The sequence below is a fragment of the Acinetobacter sp. YH12227 genome (genome assembly GCF_013417785.1).
Taxonomy (GTDB): domain Bacteria; phylum Pseudomonadota; class Gammaproteobacteria; order Pseudomonadales; family Moraxellaceae; genus Acinetobacter; species Acinetobacter gandensis.
Map to the genome: position 1 here is coordinate 1 of NZ_VPDH01000089.1, position 11,873 is coordinate 11,873.

The following is an 11,873-nucleotide window of genomic DNA, read 5'->3' on the forward strand; positions in this document are numbered from 1 at the left end:
GATCCATGCACGTGTAGCAGTTCTTAACAGATTTACGGAATTAGGTCGACCACTTACCCAAGTTACGCCTTAAATTTGGCTCAATTAGGGGCGCTTTGCATTTCAAATCTTTGTGCAACAAAGCCATATTGATTGCTAATTGAATAAATAAACCCTAGTAAAACAGTTCAGAAAAACGAAACTTCCTGTCATACTACGCAGTCATCAAATGGATACTTTGAATAGAGGTAAAGAGCGTGATTGCAGTAGGTATTGTCGGTGGAACAGGGTATACAGGCGTTGAATTGTTGCGTCTATTGCTACGACATCCAAATGCAGAAGTAAAACTTCTGACTTCACGTACTGAAAATGGTCGTCGTGTTGACGATATGTTCCCAAGTTTACGTGGACATACAGACCTTTGCTATTCAGACCTAAATATAGAAGAACTTAAACAATGTGACGTTGTATTTTTTGCAACACCGCATGGCGTAGCAATGAAACATGCTGAAGAGTTGGTTGCAGCAAATACTAAAGTAATTGACCTTGCCGCTGACTTCCGCTTGCAGGACTTGGCTCAGTTTGAAAAATGGTATGGTTTAGACCATGCATGTCCAGAATTATTAAAAGATTCAGTTTACGGTTTATCAGAACTTAACCGTGAAAAAATTAAACAGGCCAATGTGATTGGTAACCCAGGTTGCTACCCAACTACAGTACAGCTTGGTCTAGCGCCAGTACTCAAGGCTGACGCATTGGTGAAACCTGAAAGCATTATTATTGATGCAAAATCAGGTGTGTCTGGTGCAGGCCGTAAAGCCAGCCTAGGTATGATTTATTCTGAAAATGCAGATAACTTTAAAGCCTATGGCGTTGCAGGCCACCGTCATCATCCAGAAATTGTGGAAGCATTAGAAAATATTTCAGGTCTAAAAGGTGTGTTTAACGAAATTTTATTCGTACCGCATTTAGTACCGATGATTCGTGGCATGCTCAGTACAATTTATATTGATCTAACTGATGCAGGCGCTGAAGCAGACTTACAAAGTTTATATGAAGCTTTTTATGCCAATGAACAATTTGTTGATGTCATGCCAGCAGGTAGTTCACCAGAAACTCGTACGGTGCGTGGTGCGAACCAATTACGTATTGCGATTTGCAAACCACAACCGAAAAAATTGGTAATTCTTGTTGCGCAAGATAACTTGGTTAAAGGTGCGGCAGGACAAGCGGTACAAAATATGAACTTAATGTTTGGCTTTGCTGAAAATGCAGGCCTACAAGGCATTGGTTTATTACCATAAAAAACGTTTTAAAACTTCACACCCATTTCAATCTAGATTTAAATGGGTGCTTTGAATGAACCAAAATAAGAGATGACGATGTCGAATACAGAATCAAATATCACGTCACAGCCGGATAACAGTGAAAAAACGCCTTTTATGAAGACGAATATGCCACTGGCAATTGGTGCAGCAATACTGGCACTGAGCAGCGGCTTACTCGGATACAGTATTGGTCATCGTCAAGGCTTAACGGTTGTTGGTTATGATGCTGATGCAGAACAGCTCGTAGATGTTGTGCAGAAGCAGAAAACTGAACTTGCAACATTAAACAAAAATTTGAATGCTGCTATCCAAGAACGGGATGTTGCAGTTAGTAATTCAAATGATTTGTACTTGGCTGTTAATAAAGCACGTGATGAGCAAGAACATTCAGGTAATTTAGGTATTTTATATCGTGAAGTGTTACGTCAGCGTGGAGGGATGCCGCTTGCTGTACAGCATTTAGCGATTAAACCTTTGCCTGAAAATGCATTTGAATACCAATTAGATTTAGTACAAGTCAGCCCATCAAAAAGCTCTGTTTCGGGTAGTGTTGAAATCCGCTTAATTAAAGGCACAGAAGTATTGGCTGTACCATTAGAAGATAAAAACTTTAATTTCAGTGAAAGTGAGCGACTTACAGGTCGCTGGACGATGCCAAAAGGCTTCAGTCCAGATTTTATTGAAGTACGCTTATCGGGTAGTAAACCTGTTATTCGTCGTTTTAGCTGGTCTAAAGGTCAGCCTGTTGAAAATCAATCAGCATTCCTTTCAGAAATTCCACAAACTGAAGCAAGTGTTAACTAAGTGCGAAACCCAAATTCTATGCGAAGTAATAAACGTCAAATGTGCTTATCTGACATCAAAAACTCTTTTCACCAATCTGGTTTGATCGATTGGCATCTGACTCCGAGTCTAAGTCAAGGCTCACATGAAGATGGAGATTCAGATATTCAGGTTTTGACTGCTCCTCCTGAGTTAAAGCGTCCGCCGATGTATGCTGTCGTATTAATGAACGATGATTACACCCCAATGGACTTTGTTATTGAAATTTTACAACAATACTTTGCTTTGAATCTTGACCAAGCTACTCAAGTAATGCTAACTGTACATTATGAAGGAAAGGGTGTTGCAGGGGTTTATCCGCGAGACATTGCGGAGACTAAAGCAAACCAGGTCAATAATTACGCTCGATCACAAAGTCATCCATTACTTTGCCAGATTGAGCCAAAAGATTAATAAGGGGATTACATGCTCAGTCGTCAATTAGAAGTATCATTACGTTTGGCTGTCAGCATGGCTCGTCAAAAGAGACATGAATTTTTGACGGTAGAACATTTATTATTGGCTTTACTGGACAATGACTCTGCTGTAAATGCATTAAAAGCATGCGGTGCAGACATTATCGTTCTTCGCAAAGAACTTGAAGAATACGTCGAACAACATACCCCTAAGCTTGGTGAAAATAGCGATCAAGCACCACATCCAACAGAAAGTTTTGACCGCATTTTGCAACGTGCGATTTTCCATGTGCAATCAAGTGGCAATGACCGTACTGTCGAAGGTGCTGACATTCTAGTTGCGATGTATTCAGAACGCGATTCGTTTGCAGTTTATTTACTGAAACGTCATCAAATCAATCGTTTGACATTGACTCAATATTTGTCACACGGTACACGCAAAGATGAATCACAAGTAGAAGAAGAAATTGAAGAGCTTGATGGAGAGACTTCATCTTCTGCCGATGCGGGGCCACTTGAGTTATATACAACCAATTTAAATGCCGAAGCACAAAAAGGCAAAACTGATCCACTGATTGGTCGTGAAAAAGAAATTGAGCGTACAGCACAAATCCTTTGCCGCCGCCGCAAAAACAATCCATTACTTGTTGGTGATCCTGGTGTAGGTAAAACCTCCATCGCCGAAGGCCTGGCGTGGTTAATTGTGAATGGTAAAGCGCCAAAGCCACTTGAAAATGCTGAAGTGTTTAGCTTAGATATTGGTGCATTAGTTGCGGGTACAAAATACCGTGGCGATTTTGAAAAACGCTTAAAACAACTTTTAAATGCATTAAAGAAAAAACCTGAAGCGATTTTATTTATTGATGAAATTCACATGATCATTGGTGCGGGCTCGAGCATGGGCAGCACAATGGATGCCTCGAATTTGATCAAACCAGCTTTGGCAAATGGAACATTACGTTGCATTGGTTCAACAACTTTCCAAGAATATCGTCAAGTCTTTGAAAAGGATCATGCTTTATCACGCCGTTTCCAAAAAATTGATGTCAATGAGCCCTCAATCTCAGAAACCATTGATATTTTACGTGGCTTGAAATCTAAGTTTGAAGATTTCCATCATGTTAAATATGAAGATCAAGCTCTCGTTTCAGCAGTTGAACTTTCTGCCAAGTTCATTAATGATCGTTTCTTGCCAGATAAAGCTATTGATGTAATTGATGAAGCTGGTGCGCAGCGCCGTTTGAAAGCTGAACAAGATGATACGGTTATTTCAGTTGAAAACATTGAAGATATCGTTTCTAAAATTGCGCGTATTCCACCGAAAACAGTATCGAAAGATGATAAAAGCGTTTTGGGTAATCTCGAACGTGATCTTAAGCGAGTTGTATTCGGGCAGGATGAGGCAATTGAAGCTTTGGCATCTGCCATCAAGCTTTCTCGTGCAGGTTTGAAAGCACCAGATAAGCCAGTAGGTAACTTTGTATTTGCTGGGCCTACGGGTGTAGGGAAAACTGAAGTCACTAAACAATTGGCAAAATTGCTGGGTGTTGAACTTGTTCGTTTCGATATGTCTGAATATATGGAACGTCATGCAGTCTCACGTTTAATTGGTGCACCTCCGGGCTATGTCGGTTTTGATCAAGGTGGCTTACTCACTGATGCGATTCATAAAAATCCGCACTGCGTACTGTTGCTTGATGAAATTGAAAAAGCACATCCTGATGTCTTTAACTTGTTATTACAGATTATGGATCATGGCTCGTTGACGGATAACAATGGTCGAAAATCTGACTTCCGTAATGTGGTACTTGTGTTGACTACGAACATCGGTGCAGAAAGTATTTCACGTGTAAGTATCGGTTTCATGGAGCAAGACAACAGCCGTGATAACCAAGATGCAATGAAAAAAGCCTTTTCGCCAGAGTTCCGTAACCGTTTAGATGGTGTGATTCAATTCAAAGCCTTGCCAACAACAGTTATTGAAAGTGTCGTAGATAAGTTCTTAACTGAACTACAGGCACAATTAGATGACAAAAAAGTCATTCTTGAAGTTGATCAAGATGCGCGTGAGTGGATGGCAGAACAAGGATATGATCGCCTTATGGGTGCACGTCCAATGCAGCGTTTGATTCAAGAACATCTGAAAAAACCACTTGCTGAAATGATTCTTTTTGGTGAGTTAGCAGAACATGGCGGTAATGTTGCAGTTTCTGTGAAAAAAGAAAATGGTAAAGCGGTTGGTTTGAAACTTGAAGTATTTGAAGATCAAACCGCTGAACCTGCTTAAATCGCTTTTATGAATAGAAACCCGTGTTCGCACGGGTTTTTTATGTGCTTATATTTTTGGAATGAAAAAGGCTATCAACGATGGATATACAACTCAGTAAAGTCTTAGCTACGTTTGGACTTTTTCTGATTACTGCAGTGATGGAAATCTTAGGTTGTTATTTTCCCTATTTGATTTTAAATCAACATAAATCGCAGTGGTTATGGATCCCAACGGCATTGGCCTTAGCTGCGTTTGTATGGTTATTAACATTACATCCAGCTGCTTCAGGACGAATATATGCAGCCTACGGTGGCATTTATATTTTTACAGCATTAATGTGGCTAAAATTTGTTGATCAAGTGAGCTTGACTCGTTGGGATATTATGGGTGGTGCAATTGTATTGGTTGGAGCAGCAGTCATAATTTTACAACCCCAAGGTCTAATACGCTAAAAATTGATTTAGTTTCATAAACCTTGTTGTATCGATAGATGCAATTATTTAAATTTGCACTCAGTATTTTTAATGGTGATTTCGTATTGCTTTGTACCCGAGCTTAGATCCATTTCAATTTTATATGGATTAACACGTTGAAATTGATGCTCGAATAGTAATTCACAGTTTTGAAGTGAATTATGCTTGATGAGTTGCTTTACCTTGAGTTCACCGACTGATTGTTCAAATTGGGCAAAATCAGGAGTGGTGATAATGCCATCAATTTCAATCTTATCCGCTTCCACTTCCATTTTTTCCATCAACATGTTTTGATCAACTTGATAGGGTAGAGTGCGTGAATCTTCATCACTAATTGCAGCAAGTATTTCGTTTAAAGCTGTTTTGTTTTTAATTCTAAAATTGCTGTCTAAAATCTGCTTTTTCACCAAATATTGATCTAATTCACTTGGTTCACCAGCATAAGAAAAAGTAGATAAGCTCAATCCAAGAGCCAATAAGCAAATATTTTTTAAACGCATAATCCTAATCACTTATAAAACTTATGGTTTTATTAAAACATGTGCATATAAAAAAAGCACCTTTCGGTGCTTTTTTTAACAAAAGATCTGATTATTTTTTCATATTTTCATTCAATAAAAACTCAACCAATGCTTTTTGTGCATGTAAGCGGTTTTCAGCTTCATTCCAAACCACTGCATTTTTGTGATCAAGCATATTTTCAGAAATTTCTTCACCACGGTGTGCAGGTAGGCAGTGCATAAATAAGCAATCAGGATGTGCTAAGTCCATTAAGCGTTCATTTACCTGATAATCAGCGAAAGCTTTTTCACGGATTTTTTGTTCTTCTTCTTGTCCCATGCTCGCCCAAACGTCTGTAACAATTAGGTCAGCATTTACTGCAGCATCTTCCGCAGAGCTAACAAGTTCAGCACAATGAGCAAATTCAGCTAAAAATTCAGGTTTTGGTTCATAGCCTTTTGGTGCCGCAATTTTCAATTTAAAGCCCCACATGTGTGCAGCTTCAATATAAGAATTACACATATTGTTGCCATCACCAATCCAAGCAACAGTTTTACCTTCAATCGAACCACGGTGTTCAACGAATGTTTGAACATCGGCAAGTAATTGGCAAGGGTGGTGGTCATCTGTTAATGCATTGATTACAGGAACTTTCGAATAAGACGCAAAACGTTCAACAATGTCATGTCCAAACGTACGGATCATAACAATATCAAGCATGCTAGAAATTACACGAGCAGAATCTTCAACTGGCTCACCGCGACCAAGTTGTGAGTCTCGCGAAGAAAGGAAAATTGCACTACCACCAAATTGGCTCATACCTGCTTCGAACGATACACGGGTACGGGTGCTCGATTTTTCAAAAATCATACCCATGACTTTACCAACGAAAGGTTGGAAAACTTCATTGTTATGTTGCTTGCGCTTGAGTTCGATTGCGCGTTGCACAATTTGATTGAGTTCTAAAGTCGATAAATCGCGTAAAGTTAAAAAGTGACGTAGAGCCATTGTTACTCCACAATAATTGCTGAATCAAAAATACAGAACAACAATTAGTTGTTGGTTAGTTAAGAAAAAAAGGAATCGATTAATATACTATAAGAGATACAAATTGCAAAAAAACTAGCGTTTTTGATGACCGTCTAGGAATCGATCAACACAATAACTGATGTAATCGTTGGTTTCTTGATCATTTTCATCAATTGAAATGCCCATCAGAACACGCCATTCCAAATTTCTTAAAATGCCAAAATAAAATTGCGCTGAAAATAGTGGCTTTTCACAGAATAACAAACCATATTCATGTGCTTGCGCTAAGGTTTCTGCAATTGAGCATTGTACATGTTTGGGGCCTTGTTCATGGATGTGACGCGCAATTTCTGGATTACGCCCAGTTTGTTCTAAAACTAAGCGCATAAAGGCGGCATTTTCTGGCAGCGCAATATGTTTATGGAAGTTGACCAAGTTGAGAATCAGGTAGCTACGAAAATCGGTGTCTTGATCGATGGTAAAAGGTAGACAAATATCTTTAAAAAATAAGCTACGGCGATAATCACAAATCGCTTTAAACAAACCGTCTTTATTACCGAAATATTTATAAATCGAGGCTTTAGAACCACCTGCATGGTTCACAATATCGTCTAGTGAAACAGCCTCGAAACCGCGTTGCAAGAACAATTCTGTTGCACTGTCTAAAAGCGCAACACAACGCTCATGGCCCCGCCGAGTTTGTGGCAGGTCACGTGCTAAAGGTTCGATGTGCGCTAAGTCTTGCATATAACGATAATGTGCCAATATAACAGAGAGAATAATTGAAATTATATCAAAAATATGCACACATTACTTACTTAGTGAAAAATAGAAAATCTTTGACTAAAGGCTAATAAGAAAAGTGTGAATAGTGAATATTTTGACTAAAGTTTTAGAGTTTTTAGCCTAGAAAGCCATAGAGTTGGGAGAATTTATGGATATACTCAAAACTCAAAATTAAAGTAAATGCCGTGGAAAGGAATATGACACAACAAACGTCTGCAGGCTTAAGATTTAGACAAGCATTGGAAGTAGAAAAACCATTACAGATCATTGGCACAGTAAATGCCTATGCAGCAATGATGGCAAAAGAAGTTGGATATAAAGCTATTTATTTATCTGGTGCAGGTGTTGCGAACTATTCATATGGTTTACCTGACTTAGGCATGACCAGTCTGGATAACGTTCTAGAAGATGTACGTCGTATTACAGAACGTGTTGATACGCCATTATTGGTAGATATTGATACAGGTTGGGGCGGAGCATTTAATATTGCCCGCACTGTGAAGCAAATGATTGCTGCTGGCGCTGCGGCAGTTCATATTGAAGACCAAGTTGCCCAAAAGCGTTGTGGCCACCGTCCAAATAAAGAGATCGTCACTCAACAGGAAATGGTTGATCGGATTAAGGCAGCAGTAGATGCGAAGACGGATTCAAACTTTGTCGTGATGGCACGTACTGATGCACTACAAAAAGAAGGTTTACAAGCAGTTATAGATCGTGCATGTGCATGTGTAGAAGCCGGTGCTGATGCGATTTTTGCTGAAGCAATGACTGATATTACCATGTACAAAACTGTCTGCGATGCAGTCGGTGTCCCTGTACTGGCAAACATTACAGAGTTTGGAGATACCCCTTACTACACCAAAGAAGAATTAGGTGAGCAAGGGATTAGCATGGTGCTTTATCCATTGTCTCCGACACGTGCAATGCAAAAAGCAGCACTCGAAGTGATGCAGGCGATTCGCAATGAAGGTACACAAGTGAATGTACTCGACAAAATGCAACAACGTAAAGAACTGTATCAATTCCTTGATTATCACACTTTTGAAAATACCTTAGATAAATTATTCACAGAAGGAAAATAAAAATGGCTGAAGGAAAAGTACTCACGGGCGCAGGGTTGCGCGGACAAGTTGCTGGTAAAACAGCATTGTCAACTGTAGGCAAAAGTGGTGCGGGCTTGACTTATCGTGGTTATGACGTTCAAGACTTGGCAGAGAATTGCCAGTTTGAGGAAGTTGCGTACCTTATTTTCTTTGGTGAATTACCGACAACAGAACAACTTGCTGCATACAAAGCAAAATTAAAATCTTTACGTCAATTACCGCAAGCGTTAAAAGAAGTTTTAGAGCGTATTCCTGCGGATTCACATCCAATGGATGTGATGCGTACAGGCGTTTCAATGTTAGGTAACCTTGAAACTGAAAAATCGTTTGAAGAGCAACAAGACGTTGCAGATCGTATTTTGGCAACATTACCTGCAATTATTTGTTACTGGTATCGTTTTAGCCATGATAGCGTGCGTGTAGAAGAAAATACCGATGATGATTCAATTGGCGCACAATTCCTGCATCTACTTCGTGGCGAAAAACCAAATGAATTGCATGAGCAAGTGATGAATGTATCGTTAATTCTATATGCAGAGCATGAATTTAACGCGTCAACATTTACAGCACGCGTTTGCGCTTCAACTTTGTCTGATATGCATTCATGTATTACGGGTGCAATTGGTTCATTACGTGGTCCACTACACGGTGGTGCCAATGAAGCTGCAATGGAAATGATTGAAAACTGGACGTCACCAGAAGAAGCTGAGCGTGAAATGCTTGGTAAATTGGAACGTAAAGAAAAAATCATGGGCTTTGGTCATGCGATCTATAAAGACAATGATCCGCGTAATGGCATTATCAAAATTTGGTCTGAGCGTTTAGCAAAAGACGTTGGCGATACCGTACTTTATCCAGTATCTGTTCGCTGTGAAGAAGTCATGTGGCGTGAGAAGAAACTATTCTGTAATGCTGACTTCTTCCACGCTTCGGCATACCATTTCATGGATATTGCAACAAAACTATTTACACCAATCTTTGTGATGTCGCGTGTAACGGGTTGGGCAGCGCATGTAATGGAACAACGTGCAGATAACCGTATTATTCGCCCAAGCGCAGACTATACTGGTCCTGAATTGCGTAAAGTTGTACCAATTGCTGAACGTTCAGCAGCATAACTAGAGTATTTATAAAAAAAGCCTCTTCGGAGGCTTTTTCAATTTTATATAGAACAGCTACTTACTTAATAAAATGGGATCTTCTACGGTATATCCAGTTTCAAATGGGATACCTAAGTATTTAACTGTGCTGAGTAAATAAGGCTGTTGAGGTACTTTGTAGGTTTGTGAAACTTTTAAGCCTTCTTTATATGTTTCAGCGGTTTGTAATGCGCTTTTATATGTTGAATTTTTAACACGGTATTGATATTTCCACTTATCTATGGTTTCACTGGGGTCATACCAAGCTTTGGCTGTACCATTCATGGTTGTGATCATTTGTATTCGCACATTGTTGTTATTAATCGGTGTTAAGCGAGTCAGTCGATTTTTTATTTTTTTTATCTCTTTATCAAAAGCTGTGCTGTCTTGATCATAGTCAATACGTTTAGTTTTTGGATTGATATAGAGCGATTTAACAGTGATGAGTTGAGTAGGTGATTTCGCATTTAATTGATAGTAGTAAAGTTGCGGTAAACGACCACGGCCATCATGAAAATGTCGCATAACATAAATTTTTTGATCTTTCTTATCAAAGCCCAACACTTCGATATTTTGTGGTCCACCAACAGTTGCATATGCTGACAATGAAAATAAGCTAAAGAACGCAGCACTAAAAGTATGTAAATGATTCATGCAATGCGCTCCAAAAAAAATGAACTTAGAGAATATTATGTCGCTTAGAAAGCATTTAAAACGATAAGAATTGTATCTATTTATTGTTGGATTAAATTTAAGATATTGCTAGCGACATGATCAGTCAGAATATTCAGTCGTTCTAATGGCTTGCCTTCAATAAAATAGTGGTAATTTGATATTTGCCCTTTAAAAGAAATAGAAATATAAAAAGTACCTTCAGGTTTATCCAATGTCGCACTGCCTCCAGGCTTTAATAACCCTGTACATGCTACAACAAAATCGGCATGCTTAAAAAGTTGGTGACCATGTGTAGCCATAGCTTCGGTCACTTCTGCAGATTCTGCAGTAAATGCAGTAATTATTTCATTGTCTATTTTTAAAATTTCACGCTTAACCGAAGGATCATAGCTTACAAGCCCGCCGAGTAAGATGTCTGCGCCACTATTTTTATATATAGAAAACTGACTACGCAAATAGCCTGAGCTCGCACTTTCAACAAAAGCGATGGTTAAATTTTGCTGTTGCAATTGATCACAGCATGTTTTCAAAATTGACATTGCGCTAAAGTCCAATATTGTGTGAAATAAGTTTTAGTTAGAATGAATTTCTAATCAGATATCTATCTATAGATCGATATTTTACCTGAGTTTAAAAGTGAAAAATGCTTAATCGATTAGAAGCTGAACAAAATAACCAATTAAAGGTTTCCTATCCTGCTAAAGGGTGTTAAAACTTAAAATAAAGAGCGTATCAAAAGTGGGAACATTTCAATGAAAACGACTGTTAAATATGTAGTATTAAAAAGCCTAGACTATCAGTTAGGCACACCACTTTTTCAAGAAGAACTTGATGTGGATGGTCTTTATTTTGATCAAATTCCATCTATCATCCAGTATCAAAATCACCAGTTTAAAGTTAAAAGTAAAGAGTTAAAGCGAGTTTATTTAGCTGAAGAAAATGAAGACAGCCAAACGATTATTGTTAAAGTTTTATCTGTATAAAATTATAAATAAGAATTGCTCTCATTTATAATGAGGGCTTTTTTATTATTTAAAAACTTCCGGTGAAACATATTGTAATTTTATTTTAGATTGAATATAAAAATAGATAATAAATATTTAATACACATATAAATTTCATTTATCAGGATTGCTTGATTAATTAATATACTTTTATATGCGTAAATTTTTTATGTTTTATTTATAATATAAGCAGCTTTGTTGCACAAACCTATCTGTAAAGGGTTTTTCAGCGATATAATTTTCAAATGAAGAAGCCTGCACACAAAATCTACCGCACAACCAATTGGCCCGCATATAACCGAGCACTTATGAGTCGCGGAAATATTGCCATTTGGTTTGATCCTGCTAC

General features: G+C 38.4%; 13 protein-coding genes and 1 pseudogene. 9 read left to right on the forward strand and 5 right to left on the reverse strand.

Features of this window, described 5'->3' with window-relative positions:
* The first annotated feature begins 236 nt into the window (after positions 1 to 236).
* The 5 genes from argC (at position 237) to FTV09_RS15370 (ending at position 5,266) form a co-directional block, all read left to right on the forward strand.
* Positions 237 to 1,283, forward strand: coding sequence for an N-acetyl-gamma-glutamyl-phosphate reductase (gene argC, locus FTV09_RS15350; RefSeq protein ID WP_180058806.1), 1,047 nt, complete (start codon positions 237 to 239; stop codon positions 1,281 to 1,283).
* 78 nt (positions 1,284 to 1,361) lie between these two features.
* Entirely contained in the window at positions 1,362 to 2,111 is a 750-nt protein-coding gene (locus FTV09_RS15355; RefSeq protein WP_180058807.1) for a hypothetical protein, read from the forward strand.
* Between the two features lie 18 nt (positions 2,112 to 2,129).
* Positions 2,130 to 2,543 carry an ATP-dependent Clp protease adapter ClpS gene (clpS, locus tag FTV09_RS15360; protein ID WP_067762820.1) on the forward strand — a complete coding sequence of 138 codons (414 nt, stop codon included), beginning with the start codon at positions 2,130 to 2,132 and terminating at the stop codon, positions 2,541 to 2,543.
* Between the two features lie 12 nt (positions 2,544 to 2,555).
* Positions 2,556 to 4,832: an ATP-dependent Clp protease ATP-binding subunit ClpA gene (gene clpA, locus FTV09_RS15365; RefSeq protein ID WP_180058808.1), complete on the forward strand. Its 2,277-nt coding sequence runs from the start codon at positions 2,556 to 2,558 to the stop codon at positions 4,830 to 4,832.
* Positions 4,833 to 4,912: 80 nt separating this feature from the next.
* A complete protein-coding gene (locus FTV09_RS15370; RefSeq protein WP_067762822.1) occupies positions 4,913 to 5,266 on the forward strand; it encodes a YnfA family protein in 354 nt (117 codons plus the stop codon).
* Between the two features lie 44 nt (positions 5,267 to 5,310).
* Here the strand turns inward: FTV09_RS15370 and FTV09_RS15375 are convergent, their stop codons facing one another.
* From FTV09_RS15375 to FTV09_RS15385, 3 genes are all read right to left on the reverse strand, one after another.
* Positions 5,311 to 5,787: a hypothetical protein gene (locus tag FTV09_RS15375; protein WP_180058809.1), complete on the reverse strand. Its 477-nt coding sequence runs from the start codon at positions 5,785 to 5,787 to the stop codon at positions 5,311 to 5,313.
* A 91-nt stretch (positions 5,788 to 5,878) separates the two neighbouring features.
* Complete coding sequence (argF, locus tag FTV09_RS15380) at positions 5,879 to 6,796, reverse strand: ornithine carbamoyltransferase (protein WP_067762824.1); 918 nt, start codon at positions 6,794 to 6,796, stop codon at positions 5,879 to 5,881.
* A gap of 114 nt (positions 6,797 to 6,910) precedes the next feature.
* On the reverse strand, positions 6,911 to 7,564 hold the full coding sequence (locus FTV09_RS15385; RefSeq protein ID WP_067762825.1) for a TetR/AcrR family transcriptional regulator: 654 nt from the start codon (positions 7,562 to 7,564) through the stop codon (positions 6,911 to 6,913).
* Positions 7,565 to 7,800: 236 nt separating this feature from the next.
* On the opposite strand from FTV09_RS15385, the gene prpB reads away from it, so the two are divergent.
* Positions 7,801 to 8,685: a methylisocitrate lyase gene (prpB, locus tag FTV09_RS15390; RefSeq protein WP_067762826.1), complete on the forward strand. Its 885-nt coding sequence runs from the start codon at positions 7,801 to 7,803 to the stop codon at positions 8,683 to 8,685.
* Between the two features lie 2 nt (positions 8,686 to 8,687).
* Entirely contained in the window at positions 8,688 to 9,824 is a 1,137-nt protein-coding gene (gene prpC, locus FTV09_RS15395; protein WP_180058810.1) for a 2-methylcitrate synthase, read from the forward strand.
* A 57-nt stretch (positions 9,825 to 9,881) separates the two neighbouring features.
* Here the strand turns inward: prpC and FTV09_RS15400 are convergent, their stop codons facing one another.
* A complete protein-coding gene (locus FTV09_RS15400) occupies positions 9,882 to 10,499 on the reverse strand; it encodes an aminotransferase (RefSeq protein ID WP_067762828.1) in 618 nt (205 codons plus the stop codon).
* A gap of 80 nt (positions 10,500 to 10,579) precedes the next feature.
* Positions 10,580 to 11,059 (reverse strand): CinA family protein, encoded by a 480-nt coding sequence (locus FTV09_RS15405; protein ID WP_180058811.1) that lies wholly within the window; start codon positions 11,057 to 11,059, stop codon positions 10,580 to 10,582.
* A gap of 213 nt (positions 11,060 to 11,272) precedes the next feature.
* Between FTV09_RS15405 and FTV09_RS15410 the strand changes: the two genes are divergently transcribed.
* Positions 11,273 to 11,503, forward strand: a complete 231-nt coding sequence (locus FTV09_RS15410) for a hypothetical protein (RefSeq protein ID WP_067762830.1) — start codon at positions 11,273 to 11,275, stop codon at positions 11,501 to 11,503.
* A gap of 266 nt (positions 11,504 to 11,769) precedes the next feature.
* Positions 11,770 to 11,873, forward strand: a pseudogene (locus FTV09_RS15415) (IS5/IS1182 family transposase); the annotation flags it as partial.